Source organism: Flavobacterium poyangense (genome assembly GCF_011751075.1).
In the GTDB taxonomy this organism is placed as follows: Bacteria; Bacteroidota; Bacteroidia; order Flavobacteriales; family Flavobacteriaceae; genus Flavobacterium; species Flavobacterium poyangense.
Genome location: NZ_JAALLN010000016.1, coordinates 23013 through 37807 on the forward strand (window position 1 = coordinate 23013; position 14795 = coordinate 37807).

The following is a 14795-nucleotide window of genomic DNA, read 5'->3' on the forward strand; positions in this document are numbered from 1 at the left end:
AGTTATAATTTTTTCCAAATCCCTAATACTTTACTATTCTGAAAAGATTTAAAGTTGAAATTTAGAAAACGTTTTTCGGTAAAACCTTTTTCGAATGATAATTTTCTTAATTTTTCAACTAATTTAGCATTATTTGGAGTGTCAATTTTCCTAATTTCTTCTCTTAATATTTTATCTAAACTTTTTAAATCCTCATTTGCATTTAGAAACTCGTTTGAAAAATAGATTCCTACAAAAACATTTTTCTTTCTCCTAAACAATTGAAAATTATTAGTTAAAAATTTTATTCTTAAAAGCAAAAGTCTGTTTATACTATTTTCTCTGCCAGCATATTTAATTTTTTCTAATTCAAAACTTTCAAAAGCAGTAGTAATTTTATTCGTATACCTTTCTAGTTTGTTTTCAGACATTAAAATCTTAAGAGGTAGTTTCTCTACCCATTCCTTTTTTTTACCCTCTCTTGTTTCATTCTTTTTTTCATAACCAATAATAAATTGATATCCCAAGTAAGTCAAAATGTATTTGATAGAACTCTTTCTTTCTTTTTTTTCTTTTCTTAAATCAATTGAAAATGTTTTCTCTAAGTTCAGATTTAAACTTAAAGTCTTAAATAAAATAGATTTTATTTCATTTCTATATTTTGAAGTTGAAATATTTTCGTTTCTTATTTTTGGAGTAATTATTATAATTATATCATCAACATATCTGGAAAAATATGTTACATCATCATAGGTAGATATTTTTCTGTCAAAATCTCTCATATAAAGCTCAGAAAGATATGCGCTTATTCCAATTCCTCTTGGGATGCCAACTCTTTCATCTGTAACTTTTTTTACTCCATCAGTAATTAATATTTTCCAATACTGGTTTAAAATATCCCTAATTATTCGTTTGGATGGATAACTAAGTAAACTATTTTCCTCTATTTTGGACAAAAGTTGTTTATGAGGTATGGTTTCATAAAAACTTTTAATATCTGTTCGAATAATTACTTTAGGAAACCCATCGTCAAAAAGTATTTTTAATTGAGAGATAATACTTTTTCTATCAGCTTGTTTAACTTTAAATGTTTTATAAATATTTCTTTGTAATTGTTTAAGAACAAAATAATGTTCTGGCTTATCTTCGACAACGTATAATTGGCTTTCAAACTTTATTTGACCTTTAGTTATTTGAATTCTATAATCATCACTATTCGTTTTCTCGCTTAATAAAGATAATATCCCAAGTCTTAATTCTTCTCTTTCATCTTTAAGTTTTTCTTTTTGACTTAATAATTCATCATATTTTTCAAAGTCTTCTGAAGTTTTTGAACTAATCTTTTTAAGTCGCTCATATTCTTCATTGATTACTTTGTTAATATCTATAATTTTATCAGTTATTAGTCTAGAATCTTGAAATATATCATCCGTTTTAAAGAATTTTTCATCCTCTAAATATCTGCCTTTTCTGTTTTCAACATCAAGTATAATACGGAAATTCTCATAAGAGAAAGATTGGTCAAGCATAGTTAAAATATTTAAAAAATCTTAAAAAAATATTTCAAAGAGAAACTTTTGTGATGCTTTATTCTTGCTTTCTCTTTTGTAAAAAAGTGTCCTTTAACTTATTTGTAGTTTTTTACTTTTAACAAATATACTTTTTTAATATAAATAAATTCCTATGGCTTTTATAATAAAACTTAAGGGTGTCTAAGCAGAAAATCGATGCAAAAAATTATAACTTCTTAAAATATATTTAATTTAAAAACATAATTCTAAAACCAATAATATATATATCATTCAAACTTGTATCAAAATTAAACTATACTTATATCAGGTTACCATTAACACGGAACTTTATTCGGTTTTATTGACTTTTTATAGTATCAAAAATAACAACCCTAAATTAGGTACAACTAAAAAGGTTCCTTATCTTTGTTTTAATCAAAAAGCAAAGAATAATGAAAATCGCAAAATATATTAGAGCTAGCACAAACGACCAATCAACTTTAAGACAAGAAAACACTACACACAAAACTTATATTGATAAATGTTCCGGTTCTATTCCATTTAACGAGCGTCCAAGCGCAATTAAATTATTGAACGATATATCAGCCAAAAAAGTCGAAACTTTACACGTTCATTCTATTGATAGATTAGGACGTAATGCTTATGATATTCAAACAACCTTAAACACACTAAATAACCTTAACATAAATGTCTATGTAGAAAATATTGGTTTATACTCTATGATTGAAAACAAACCTAATAGCATATTCAAAATGATTACGGATGTATTGAGTAATGTAGCTGAAATGGAAAGAAGTTCTTTGTTGGAAAGACAAAGAGAAGGAATTTTAATAGCGAAAGCAAAAGGAACTTACAAAGGGCGCCAAATGAATACAAATGAAACAACTGAACAATTTTTATCTAAGTACAATCAATCACATTTAGAATTAATAAAAGATGAAAACTATTCAATTAGAAAACTCGCCTCAATAACCAACTTATCAAATAACACAGTTGTAAAGATTAGAAAAACATTAACTGAAATATAAAATATCACTAACTTTTAAAAAATGAAATCTTCATTTCTACTCATCCGAAAACCAAGAATTGTTTTTCCTATCAATTCATCTGGATTGTCTATGTTTTTCAAAATATCTTCCTCCAGATTAATCACAGAATAACAAAAAAATGAATATTGATTAAAATGCCCATATCGTCCATGATATGTAATAATTTTATGCATAGGCACTCTATCTACAGAAGCGCTTTCGATTTTAAAAGTACCTCCTATTAATTCAGACTTGATCAGCTCCTTCCCTATGATTCCTCTACCTTCCTTATCTGACGGATTAATACTAAATTCAACATTAAAGTCCATATATTCCCGAGTAAATGCATCAACCGAATCAATTGATATACCATCTTCAGATACAATAGTTATGAATAAATTTTTAAATCGATATTCATATTTGTTTATCAATATTAAATTTTCTTCATAATATTCCTTATCATAAATATAGTTAGGAACACCTAATATTTCCCTCATTTTTTCAATTGAGAGTCCAGGTCTAACGTAATCTAATATATTATTTGGAACTGATTTTAAGTTCGGAGAAATATCAACTATTAACTTTTCTTCCTTCTCCTTCTTCTTTTGATATAAATAGAATATAAATGAGGCTATTAAACCAGAAACGATTCCTGAAACAATAGAAGAACCCACTGAAGAAATATCTGCTAAATAATCATTCATAAATAATTTGGTTTAGTTTTAACTAATTACAATATGCGTCAAATAATTAATAAATGTATGTTTAATATTTGTCAAGTCTTTTTTTCTTGCCACGAAATTTTAAAAAGATACCAAATAAATCGAATCAAGAGTAGATTATTAGTTTCAATAATTGTAAAATAAAAGCCATTACAGTTTTGTAATGGCTTTTATTTTATTCAAAAAAAATATTCCCACTTTTTCAATCAATGTTCCCACTTTTTAATCAATAAAAACATAATCATATGAAAAACAATATATTAAAAAATACAAATTACTTTCTTATCGTCTGACATCTCTATTATGTTTTATTTGAATTATTCTATTTGTATAAACTATTTATCACAATTGATTTTTGCGGTTGAATTGAATTTTGCCATTGCCATAGGACAAGTTTAAACCCTTCCTTTTAAAGCGTTAAAAACCCATGCATTAGCAAAGAAACCAACACCTACGGCGCCAAATCCCCAGCCTGAAACATCACTATATCTAAAAGCGCCAAGACCTATTAGTAGCAATCCCATAAGTACCATTATAAAAGTTGCCCATCCTAAAACAGTATTTTTATTCATTCCCATAATTGTGAATATTTTTTAATCTAGATTATATATTATATTTTTGGAAATGCAAATATCGTGAATTTTCACGGCTTAATTAAATATTTTGTAAAGCATTTCTTTTAACAAATCCGATTGGGAAAGCGCATTGGCTCCAACACCTTTGCTTTTTACATCAATATCGCGCAATGCTCCTACTATCTGACTCACTTTTCGCATCGGGTAATTTTTTATTGCAAGATCGTATTCCTTTAAGAAATAAGGATTTACTCCAATAGCGGTAGCTACATTTTTAGGGTTTTTATCCTTAAGTCCGTGATATTTTAAAAGCTGTATAAAAAAGCCAAAAACCAATCCGGTTGTCATCACCAGTGGGTATTCTTTGGGGTTGTGAGCAAAATTTTCTGCGATCTTATAAGCTTTAATCTGATTGCGTTCTCCGATTGCCTTTCTTAATTCGAAAACATTGTAATCTTTACTAAAACCAATATTTTCTTCAATATGTTGTGGTGTAATTACGGTACCTTGCGGTAAAATGATTTGTAATTTCTCTAATTCATTATTGATTTTGCTCAAATCGGTACCTAAAAATTCGACCAGCATAGCATTGGCTTTAGGATCAATTGTATATTTTTTTCCTGCTAAAACCCTTTTGATCCAGTCACCAACCTGGTTTTCGTATAATTTTTTGCTTTCGAAAACAACTCCTTTTTGCGCTAATAATTTGGTTACTTTTTTACGTTTATCAAGTGTTTTGTATTTATAGCAAAAAACCAATACCGTTGATTCCATCGGATTACCTACGTAAGATTCTATTTTGTCAATATTTCTGGATAAATCCTGTGCTTCCTTTACGATAACAACCTGACGATCTGCCATCATTGGGTATCGTTTAGCGGTTGAAACAATATCTTCTACAGAAACATCTCTTCCGTATAAAACAGTCTGGTTGAATCCCTTCTCCTCTTCTGCAAGTAAATTTTGTTCCATGTACTCGGCTAACTTATCAATATAATAAGGCTCTTCCCCCATTAAAAAATAAATTGGCTTAATATTTCCGGCTTTTATATCATTTACAATTTTTACAACTTCATCCATATGTTTTCTGCTACAAGTTTCAGGTTTCAGCTTTCAAGTTATTGCAACTTTAAACCTGAAACCTGAAACTATTTTATATTTTTGTTTTATGCAAAGATTAAATTTCCCTACTTATACTTTCCGATTCAAAAATAGCGAAAATAAAGTGTCTATTTTTGATGAAATCAGGAAAAAATTCATCATTCTTACTCCCGAAGAATGGGTGCGTCAGCATGTGGTTCATTTTCTGATCAATGAAAAAAAATACCCTAAATCACTTATAAATGTAGAAAAGGTATTGATGGTGAATGGATTGCGAAAGCGTTATGATGTTGTTGTCTTTAATTCTGATGGTTCTATACATATATTAGTAGAGTGCAAAGCACCGGAAGTAAAAATTTCGCAAGCAACTTTTGACCAGATTGCTCGTTACAATATGACAATGGAGGCACGGTTTTTGAATGTTACGAACGGTCTGAATCATTATTATTGTCAAATGGACTTTGAAAACGAAAAATATACGTTTTTACCATCGCTCCCGGATTACAAACAAATTTAATAAACTATAAAAAAATACCTTTGGATAAAATAGCAGTCGTCATTTTAAATTGGAATGGAGTAAAATTGTTAGAGCAATTTTTACCCTCTGTAGTTCAATTTTCGGCAGGAGCCACTATTTATGTTGCGGATAATGCTTCAACGGACCATTCAATAAATTTCATCAAAGAAAATTTCCCAACCATAAAGATTGTCCAAAATAATGGCAATCATGGTTTTGCAAAAGGATATAATGATGCTTTACAACATATTGATGCGGAATTATACGCTTTAGTTAATTCTGATATCGAAGTAACGGAAAACTGGCTAAAACCTATTATTGAAACATTTGACACAGAAAAGGAGACAGCCATAATTCAACCTAAAATTCTTGATTTTAAAAATAAGGAGTACTTCGAGTATGCCGGTGCAGCAGGTGGTTTTATTGATAAATACGGATATCCGTACTGTCGTGGACGTATTTTTGAAACCATTGAAAAAGACAATGGTCAGTATGATGACAATTGCGAATTATCGTGGGCTTCCGGGGCTTGTTTTTTTATAAGAAGCAGTGTTTATCATGAATTAGAAGGTTTTGATGAAACTTTTTTTGCGCATCAGGAAGAAATAGATTTGTGCTGGCGTGCTTTAAATGAAGGGCATGTTATTAAGTACAATTCGCAATCAATAGTGTATCATGTGGGAGGTGCGACTTTACAACAGGGCAATCCAAGAAAAACGTATCTGAATTTTAGAAATTCATTGCTAATGCTTGTGAAAAACCTGCCAAAGAAAGGTTTGTTGTCAATTCTTTTCATTCGAATGGTTTTGGACGGAATTGCAGGAGTTCGTTTTTTTCTTCAAGGAAAGTTTGGGCATACAGCTGCTATTTTAAAAGCACATTTTTCTTTTTATGGCCTGTTTTTTGAGTATAAAAGAAAAAGAAAAGATTTTCGACTACAACAATACTATAACATTAAAAGTATCGTTTACTTGTATTACGTAGAAAAATTGACATTATTTAAAGAAATCTTTAACAGAAATCAATATATTAAAAACTAAATTTGTAAATAACGTCTAATTAAATTAAAATTATGAGAAAAATAGTAATTGCACTATCGGTACTAATGGCTTTAACATCGTGCGTTTCAAAGAAACAATATGCTGCTTTGGAGGCTAAAAACAAGGAGATTCAGGACTTATTAAATTCTTGTACTGTAAAACTTAATTCGTGTTTGGAAGAAAAAGCAGGCTTGGCTGCTACAGCTGAAAGTTATAAAGCACATAATCAGGATTTAATTAACAGTTCAAAAGATTTGACTGTATTAACGACAAAAGGAGCTGAAAATCTTGAAAAATCATTAGAAAGTTTAAAAGAGAAAGATTTAAAAATATCAAGACTTCAAGATGCATTAACTAAAAAAGACAGTGTAACGTTGGCTTTAGTAACAAGCTTAAAAGGAGCGGTTGGAATCAACGATCCGGATATCGAAATCAATGTTGAAAAAGGAGTTGTATTTATCTCTATTGCAGATAAATTATTATTCAAAAGCGGTAGTTATGACGTAAGTGATAAAGCAAAATCAGTTTTAGCTAAAGTGGCTAAAGTTGTAAATGACAAACCGGACTTTGAATGTATGGTTGAAGGTCACACAGATGATGTTCCTTACAAAAGCAACGGAATTATCTTAGACAACTGGGATTTAAGTGTGAAACGTTCTACTTCTATCGTACGTGTATTAACAAATGATTTAGGTGTGAATCCGGCGAAATTAATTGCTGCAGGTAGAAGTTCATATGTGCCATTGGTAGCAAATGACAGCCCTGAGAACAAATCTCGTAACAGAAGAACTCGTATTGTGGTGATGCCAAAAATCGATCAATTCTATGATATGATTGAAAAAGAAATGAAAAAACAACAGAAATAATTCTTTGTTTCCATATCGTTTTAAAACAGAAAAAGCAGGTCTGACGACCTGCTTTTATGTATTCTTAACTTTGTTTAATAACCAATTAAATATAAATCAAGAATAGCATTATTTTTAATTAACTAACTAAATTTTAACTGATATTAAAGTTAGTTATTATTTTTAAAATACGATGCGTTTTAAGTTTTTTTTTACAAAAGCACCTGTGGGGATGTAATTTATAACTGTATATGATTTTTTTATTTCTGTATTTAATTGTTTTAGCGTTGTTTTTTGGACGCTGCTATAGCAATTGGCTTTGTGAAAAAAACAGTTAAAAACAGAAACGGATGTTAAATTCAGTAAAAAGGAATTAGATACTTCTTTTTTGCACCGTAAAACAATTGTTTTATAAAATATCTATATCTCCTTTTCCTTCCCTAACAATAACAGGTTCGTGTTCAGATAAATCGATAATAGTTGAGCCAACATTGTCACCATATCCGCCATCGATAACAAGGTCTACCAGATTTTGCCATTTCTCAAAAATAAGTTCAGGGTCTGTGGTGTATTCAATTACATCGTCTTCATCACGGATAGAAGTAGAAACAATTGGGTTGCCTAACTGCCTTACAATTTCTAATACAATATTGTTATCCGGTACACGAATACCTACCGTGGTTTTCTTTTTAAACTCTTTTGGTAAATTATTATTTCCGGGTAAGATAAAAGTATAAGGCCCCGGCAAGGCACGTTTCAGGATTTTAAATGTCGAGGTATCAATCTGTCTCACGTAGTCTGAAAGATTGCTTAAATCGTGGCAAATAAATGAGAAATTTGCTTTCTCGAGTTTTACTCCTTTTATTTTCGCTATCTTTTCTAATGCACGGGAATTGGTAATATCACAACCTAATCCATAAACAGTATCAGTTGGATAAATGACCAAACCACCATTCTGAAGCACTTTTACCACTTTGGCAATTGCAGCTTCACTTGGTTTATCTGGGTATATTTTTATAAATTCTGCCATCTTAATTTTTGTTTTTTTTTGTTTCAAGTTTCAAGTTTGAGTTTCGTTGCGAAAAACCTGAAACCTGAAACTTGAAACATTTTTTTGTTACCCTACAACATCTAATTTAGCAAATCTTAATAACAATTTCTTGATTCCGCCTACTTCAAACTTGATTTCGGCTTTTTTATCCGGCCCTACTCCTTCCAAATTGATTACTTCTCCTTTTCCGAAACGCTCGTGCATTACGACATTTCCGATTGTTAGCTTATTATCAAACAGATTCGGAGCACTATTATTTGGATTTGTTCCTGCGACCGGTTTTAATTTGCGAATATTTGAATCCATTCTGGGATCATTATTCGTATGCTGTTTAGGTGGCGCACTGCCAATGGGTTTTGCTAATCGCAATTTCGACTTGTCAATATCTCCGAAAATATCACTGTCAATCGCCGGTTTGTAGCGGTAACTGGTTTCTGCAGGTGTTAAATACTCCAGGTATTGCGGATCAATTTCTTCAATGAATCTCGAAGGTTCGCTATCGGTAAGTTTTCCCCAACGGTAACGCGATTGTGCGTAAGTCAAGTAAGCTTGGTGCTCAGCACGCGTTAAGGCTACATAAAACAAACGTCGTTCTTCTTCGAGTTCACTTCTGGTACTCATACTCATCGCACTCGGGAACAAATCTTCTTCCATTCCTACCGCAAAAACATGAGGGAATTCCAGTCCTTTTGCTAAGTGAATGGTCATTAAAGCTACACGATCTTCATCGGTTGTATCGTTATCCAGATCTGTAGCAAGAGCAACATCCTGCATAAATTCTGACAAGGCTCCTCTTGCACCGTCAATCTCTCTTTGGCCTTCTGTGAAGTCTTTTATACCATTTAAAAGTTCTTCTATATTTTGAATTTTCGCCATTCCTTCCGGAGTAGCATCTTTTTTAAGCTCCTGAACCAAACCTGTTTTTTTGGCTACGTGATCTGTGATATAAAAAGCATCCTGATTTTGATCAATCACCTGAAAACTCTGAATCATGGTCACAAAATCTTTCAGTTTGTTTTTTGTACCGGCATTCAGTTTCAAATCGATTTTATCGATATTGACCATTACTTCCCAAATCGATCTTTTGTAATGATTGGCTGCAATGGTTAATTTTTCAACTGTAGTGTCTCCAATTCCACGAGCCGGGTAATTGATCACACGAATCAATGCCTCTTCATCTTTAGGATTAATAACCAATCTCAAATAACACAAAACATCCTTGATTTCTTTGCGTTGGTAGAAAGACAAACCGCCATAAATTCTGTATGGAATATCTCGCTTTCTTAAAGCATCCTCCATAGCACGTGATTGGGCATTGGTACGATATAGAATCGCGAACGAACCATTGTGCAACTGATTCTGCATTTTTTGTTCGAAAATCGTACTGGCAACAAAACGACCTTCTTCGGCATCTGTTAAACTTCGGTGTACTTTTATCTTTGGTCCAAAATCATTTGCCGTCCAAACAATTTTATCCAGTTTGGTTTTATTTTTGTCAATGATGGTATTTGCCGCTTCCACAATATTTCGGGTGGAACGATAATTTTGTTCCAAACGGAACATTTTTACACCTTCGTAATCCTTTTGGAAATTCAGAATGTTATTGATGTTTGCTCCACGGAAAGCATATATACTCTGCGCATCATCTCCAACCACACAAATATTCTGAAACTTGTCTGATAATGCCCTAACAATAAGATATTGAGAGTGATTGGTATCCTGGTACTCATCAACCAAAATGTATCGAAAACGGTTTTGATATTTCGCCAGAACTTCAGGAAAACGAGTTAATAGCTCATTAGTTTTCAATAACAAATCATCAAAATCCATTGCTCCTGCTTTGAAACACCTTTCTACATATTGCTGGTAAATTTCTCCTAGTCTTGGTCTTTTAGCCATGGCATCGGCTTCTTGCAATTCCGGATCATTAAAATATGCTTTTACCGTAATCAAACTGTTTTTATAGTTTGAAATTCTACCTAAAACTTGCTTTGGTTTATAGACATCACGATCCAATTGCATCTCCTTAATGATCGATGAAATCAGCCTTGCAGAGTCCTGCGAGTCATAGATCGTAAAATTTGAAGGGTATCCCAAATGATCTGATTCGGCACGAAGAATACGCGCAAAAATAGAGTGAAATGTTCCCATCCAAAGATTTTTTGCTTCGGAAGATCCTACAATATCAGAGATTCTGTGTTTCATTTCACGAGCTGCTTTGTTCGTAAAAGTCAAAGACAAAATATTAAAAGCATCAATCCCCTGATGCATCAGATAAGCAATCCTGATCGTTAGAACACGGGTTTTTCCTGAACCTGCACCAGCAATAATGATCATTGGCCCGTCTTTTTGTAGAACGGGTTGTCGTTGCGCTTCGTTTAGCTGGTCAATATAATTTTGCATGAATTTTTTTCTGTTTATGCAAAAATAAGAATTAAAGATGGAAAAAGAAAGGAACTAAGTTTCTAAGATATTGAGTGACTAAGTGAAGAAAAAACTTTATTTCTTATAAATTGAATTTGATTATTGAATTCGAAAAAAAATCATTGAATCAGTGAAATCTGTGTCCGCTTCTTTTTAGTTTGTCACAGATTAAAAGAATCAAATCGATTATTTCTTGGTCTAAAAAAATAATTCGTGATAATTCGTGCAATTGGTGGCCAGTGTTTCTGAAAAGGGTTGAAAAAATGTTAAAACTTTAGAAAAAATAATCAGATAAATTGGAATAAAACTCTAATTTTATCGCAAATAAAAAAACATGTCTATGAAGAAATTCTACTTATTATTACTATTATTCTTAAGTTTAAAATTATTGGCTCAAAACCCGGAGCCGGATCCTACTTTTAATGTAAAAGACAATGGGGTTTTTCAGCAAAATATTGGAATGGGCGGAGTTGTACTTCCAAACAATAAAATACTAACGTGTTACAAAAAAGGGGTTGTTGAATATAATGTATTACTTTTAAATGCAGACGGAAGCCCGGACAGAGCTTTTAATACTAAAGATTCTTTCTCAGGAACCGAAACTCGAATATTTGCGAAATCGGATGGTGGTTTTTTAACGCTTACTTACGATGGGAAATTAAAGGCATTTCATCCGGATGGAACGCTTAATTCTGCTTTTACAATTACAACTATAAAAAATACTAATCCTGATACTTATCGGGTAAATGATATAATTTACCAAGATGACGGTAAAGTTATTATTTATGGTGCATTTGATACTTTTAATGATGTCTACGCAGTAGGTTTTGTGCGCTTAAATGCGGATGGAAGTGTTGACCGAACTTTTAAATGGAAATCTGCGGGTAAAAAAATTGTGATACAAAATGATGGAAAATATGTTGCAGTAAGCAGATCAACTCCAACAAGATATCTTGCTGACGGAAAATTGGATACTAGTTTTAAGGTAATTGCCACAGTAGATCCTAAGCAATATTTTGTAACCAATGGTTTCGAGACTGCAAATAACAGTTCAATTAATGACATTGCGGTACAACCTGACGGAAAAGTAATTGTCGTGGGATGCAATTATGTAGAAAACGGTAAAACCGTTGCGTACTATATTGTGAGATTGAATGCCGACGGTACTAGAGATACTACATTTAAATCATTAGACAGTCGAAGTGAAAATGTCGATAAAGTTTATTTGCAGAAAGATAACAAAATTATACTGAACCTAAATAGCAGTAAGTTTATTCGTTTGAACACTGATGGAGCTATAGATCCTACTTTTAAATACGAGAATAAAGTATCTTTGCTTAATAAGGGAAGGTTTTACTTTCAAGGGGATAAAATGATTATTAGTGCTGATTTTAAAGACAGTCAGGGAATTACAAGATCTGAAATTCATAGAATTAATACAGATGGAAGCCTTGATATGACTTTTAATCCGCATGCAGGTCCAAATTTGTATTTTGACGAATGGGATTCTAATATTGGGTATGAATTTGCATCAAAAGTGCTATTGGATCAAAAAGTGCTTCTAGTTGGAGATTTTACGACCTACAGCGATAAGCCGGTCAGTAATATGTGCCGTATCGATCAAAATGGTGAATTTGACTCCACTTTTAAGTTAGATCCAACAGTTAAAATATATGCCCAAAGCTCTCAAAACGGCTATATCGTAGTACCGCAACTTGATGGGAAGATTCTGTTAGTTCATAATAATGCCATCGCAATAAATGGTAACTTTAAAAGTTTAATTCGATTGAATAGTGATGGTAGTTTAGATACCGGTTTTAATTTTCAGGATTACAGCAGCAGAATTACGGATGTTAAACTTTTAGAAAACGGGAAAATTTTATTGATGGGAAGCAGCGGTATTTTTGTTAAAGCCGGAGAGTATAAAACCAATGTAAATTCAATTCTTCGACTTAATTCGGATGGATCTATTGACACTGGTTTTAATGGAGCATTCAATCAAAAACCTGTAAGTGTTACGGAGCTATCGAATAAAAAAATCCTAATCTCTTTTTACAGAGAAAATAATGTCTACGGTTATGAGGCAGCTATAAGATTTAACGCAGATGGGACAAAAGACGCTACTTTTAAATCCGGATTTATACCTTATTACAATGTTAAGGAGTTGAAGGATGGTAAATTGCTGGCTATTATCGATCAAAAAATCACGAGAATAAATCTGGATGGTTCTACGGATACATCCTTTGCTCCGTATTCAATAGCTAAAACGTATGATAATAAGTATGATCGTTTTAACTATTATCAAAATGGGCAAATTAATCTGTTTTTCTCTACTTATTCGACAAGTACTACTTCAAAATTAACTCTTAGTTCAGAAGGAACATTACTGAATACAACTGTATATAAATGTGCCTATAACTTTGACATTCAAAATTGCGAAGATCTGATATTTTATGGATATTTTGAAGAAATCGAAGGTGCAGCTAAAGGAGGTTTGGTTCGCTATAAAACATCAAGTAGTGCTTCTGGCTCAAATCCTGCGGGCGAAATCTACCAACCTTTTACAAAGGGACAAACTTTGGCAGATCTTAAAGTTGCCGGAACTGATATAAAATGGTATACAGCTCAAAGTAATTGCGGTATTAATAACAAAATGACGAACAAAGGGAATGTTGATTCTGAGACCATTTTACCTTCAACAACCCTTCTTGTAAACGGAACGACTTATTATGCTTCGCAAAGTATTAATGGTGCAGAAAGCAGCTACAGGCTACCTATAACGGTATATTCCGCTACTCTTGGGTTAAAAGAGAATGAACTTCCTAATTTGGTAACCTATCCGAATCCTGTAAAAGATTTTTATACGATTTCAAATACAGAAGAAATTAAAGAAGTACAGGTTTATAATATTTTGGGACAACTTCAGTTTAGCAAGACATTTAACGAAAACAATGTTAAGATAGATTTCACAAGTTTAAAAGCAGGTTTGTATTTTGTTAGCGTTTATTCCGGAAACAAAAAGGGAACCACTAAAGTCATCAAAAACTAAAACTTAACCTTAAAACAAAAAGGTTTCGGAGTAATTTACTGAAATTATAGTTTTGGATAGGAGATTTTGAAAGGCTCTGAGTAACTAAGATTAAAAACTTAGAAACTCAGAGCCTTATTTATCTTAGCATCTTTACTTATAAAATACATCGTAAGCAAATCGGATCAGCGTTCCGATAACCACAACGAGGAAAAAGATTCTAATAAATCCGTTTCCTTTATTGATAGCCAGTTTAGCACCGGCCCAACCCCCTATTCCATTGCAAATTGCCATTGGAATTGCAATGGTCCAAATGATTTTTCCTTTTATCATAAACAGGCAAATTGAACCAAAATTTGTGGCCAGATTTACCATTTTGGCATTCGCGGAAGCGTGAAGAAAATCAAAGCCTAAAAGCGCTATAAAAGCCACTACCAGAAAGCTCCCTGTCCCGGGGCCGATAAATCCGTCATAGAAACCAATAATTATACTTATTCCAACAGCATACATGATTTGAGTTACCGGAGAATGGTCTTTGGCAACGTGCTGACCAAAATTTTTCTTTACATAGGTATAAATAAACAATAACGATAATACGATCAGTAAAAGCGGTTTCATAAAATCATTACTCACAAGAGTCAGAATAGTTGAACCCAAAAATGCTGACGGAACTGCCAAACACATCATGATTATTAATAAACGCCACTGAATGACAACGTTTTTTAAATATTGAAAAGCAGCAACAGCTGTTCCGCTAAAAGCCGGAATCTTTAAAGTTCCGATTACAGTAGATACCGATAAATTAGGCAATAAAATTAAACCCATCGGAGTCTGAATCAGCCCTCCTCCTCCAACAATGGCGTCGATAAATCCCGCGGCAAAAGCGGCTAAACAAAGTAAAATAATGATGTAAGATTCCATTTCTGTTGGGTATCAGGAGGTTTAGCAAATGA

12 protein-coding genes are annotated in these 14795 nt (G+C 32.3%); 5 read left to right on the forward strand and 7 right to left on the reverse strand.

The window, feature by feature from the left end:
- Nucleotides 1-2: 2 nt before the first annotated feature.
- Nucleotides 3-1508, reverse strand: coding sequence for an antiviral reverse transcriptase Drt3a (gene drt3a / locus G3A47_RS18465; protein WP_166925041.1), 1506 nt, complete (start codon nt 1506-1508; stop codon nt 3-5).
- 434 nt (nt 1509-1942) lie between these two features.
- Here drt3a and G3A47_RS18470 point away from each other — a divergent pair, with 434 nt between their 5' ends.
- Nucleotides 1943-2539, forward strand: a complete 597-nt coding sequence (locus tag G3A47_RS18470; protein ID WP_166925043.1) for a recombinase family protein — start codon at nt 1943-1945, stop codon at nt 2537-2539.
- A gap of 14 nt (nt 2540-2553) precedes the next feature.
- Here G3A47_RS18470 and G3A47_RS18475 read toward each other — a convergent pair whose 3' ends face one another.
- From G3A47_RS18475 to holA, 3 genes are all read right to left on the reverse strand, one after another.
- The gene (locus G3A47_RS18475) at nt 2554-3243 is read right to left on the reverse strand and encodes a hypothetical protein (protein WP_166925045.1); all 690 of its coding nucleotides are present in this window, start codon (nt 3241-3243) and stop codon (nt 2554-2556) included.
- Between the two features lie 413 nt (nt 3244-3656).
- On the reverse strand, nt 3657-3833 hold the full coding sequence (locus tag G3A47_RS18480) for a CAL67264 family membrane protein (RefSeq protein ID WP_243860511.1): 177 nt from the start codon (nt 3831-3833) through the stop codon (nt 3657-3659).
- Nucleotides 3834-3911: 78 nt separating this feature from the next.
- Nucleotides 3912-4916 carry a DNA polymerase III subunit delta gene (gene holA / locus G3A47_RS18485; RefSeq protein WP_166925049.1) on the reverse strand — a complete coding sequence of 335 codons (1005 nt, stop codon included), beginning with the start codon at nt 4914-4916 and terminating at the stop codon, nt 3912-3914.
- Between the two features lie 88 nt (nt 4917-5004).
- Between holA and G3A47_RS18490 the strand changes: the two genes are divergently transcribed.
- From G3A47_RS18490 to G3A47_RS18500, 3 genes are read left to right on the forward strand one after another with little or no spacing between them, the layout of a single operon-like run.
- Nucleotides 5005-5454: a type I restriction enzyme HsdR N-terminal domain-containing protein gene (locus tag G3A47_RS18490; protein WP_166925051.1), complete on the forward strand. Its 450-nt coding sequence runs from the start codon at nt 5005-5007 to the stop codon at nt 5452-5454.
- Nucleotides 5455-5474: 20 nt separating this feature from the next.
- Nucleotides 5475-6494 carry a glycosyltransferase family 2 protein gene (locus G3A47_RS18495; protein ID WP_166925053.1) on the forward strand — a complete coding sequence of 340 codons (1020 nt, stop codon included), beginning with the start codon at nt 5475-5477 and terminating at the stop codon, nt 6492-6494.
- Nucleotides 6495-6526: 32 nt separating this feature from the next.
- Nucleotides 6527-7360 carry an OmpA/MotB family protein gene (locus G3A47_RS18500; protein ID WP_166925055.1) on the forward strand — a complete coding sequence of 278 codons (834 nt, stop codon included), beginning with the start codon at nt 6527-6529 and terminating at the stop codon, nt 7358-7360.
- Between the two features lie 388 nt (nt 7361-7748).
- On the opposite strand, the gene G3A47_RS18505 is transcribed toward G3A47_RS18500, so the two are convergent.
- On the reverse strand, nt 7749-8369 hold the full coding sequence (locus G3A47_RS18505; protein ID WP_131426238.1) for an L-threonylcarbamoyladenylate synthase: 621 nt from the start codon (nt 8367-8369) through the stop codon (nt 7749-7751).
- 87 nt (nt 8370-8456) lie between these two features.
- Nucleotides 8457-10793: an ATP-dependent helicase gene (locus tag G3A47_RS18510; RefSeq protein WP_166925057.1), complete on the reverse strand. Its 2337-nt coding sequence runs from the start codon at nt 10791-10793 to the stop codon at nt 8457-8459.
- A 361-nt stretch (nt 10794-11154) separates the two neighbouring features.
- Between G3A47_RS18510 and G3A47_RS18515 the strand changes: the two genes are divergently transcribed.
- Complete coding sequence (locus tag G3A47_RS18515) at nt 11155-13863, forward strand: T9SS type A sorting domain-containing protein (protein ID WP_166925066.1); 2709 nt, start codon at nt 11155-11157, stop codon at nt 13861-13863.
- A gap of 132 nt (nt 13864-13995) precedes the next feature.
- Here the strand turns inward: G3A47_RS18515 and G3A47_RS18520 are convergent, their stop codons facing one another.
- Nucleotides 13996-14763 (reverse strand): sulfite exporter TauE/SafE family protein, encoded by a 768-nt coding sequence (locus tag G3A47_RS18520; protein ID WP_166925075.1) that lies wholly within the window; start codon nt 14761-14763, stop codon nt 13996-13998.
- Nucleotides 14764-14795: the final 32 nt, after the last annotated feature.

Coding starts and splice junctions, on each gene's coding strand:
- G3A47_RS18480 (WP_243860511.1), bottom strand. CDS start 3,833: ATGAATAAAAATACTGTTTTAGGATGGGCAACTTTTATAATGGTACTT.
- G3A47_RS18475 (WP_166925045.1), bottom strand. CDS start 3,243: ATGAATGATTATTTAGCAGATATTTCTTCAGTGGGTTCTTCTATTGTT.
- G3A47_RS18510 (WP_166925057.1), bottom strand. CDS start 10,793: ATGCAAAATTATATTGACCAGCTAAACGAAGCGCAACGACAACCCGTT.
- G3A47_RS18505 (WP_131426238.1), bottom strand. CDS start 8,369: ATGGCAGAATTTATAAAAATATACCCAGATAAACCAAGTGAAGCTGCA.
- G3A47_RS18520 (WP_166925075.1), bottom strand. CDS start 14,763: ATGGAATCTTACATCATTATTTTACTTTGTTTAGCCGCTTTTGCCGCG.
- G3A47_RS18470 (WP_166925043.1), top strand. CDS start 1,943: ATGAAAATCGCAAAATATATTAGAGCTAGCACAAACGACCAATCAACT.
- drt3a (WP_166925041.1), bottom strand. CDS start 1,508: ATGCTTGACCAATCTTTCTCTTATGAGAATTTCCGTATTATACTTGAT.
- G3A47_RS18490 (WP_166925051.1), top strand. CDS start 5,005: ATGCAAAGATTAAATTTCCCTACTTATACTTTCCGATTCAAAAATAGC.
- G3A47_RS18515 (WP_166925066.1), top strand. CDS start 11,155: ATGAAGAAATTCTACTTATTATTACTATTATTCTTAAGTTTAAAATTA.
- holA (WP_166925049.1), bottom strand. CDS start 4,916: ATGGATGAAGTTGTAAAAATTGTAAATGATATAAAAGCCGGAAATATT.
- G3A47_RS18500 (WP_166925055.1), top strand. CDS start 6,527: ATGAGAAAAATAGTAATTGCACTATCGGTACTAATGGCTTTAACATCG.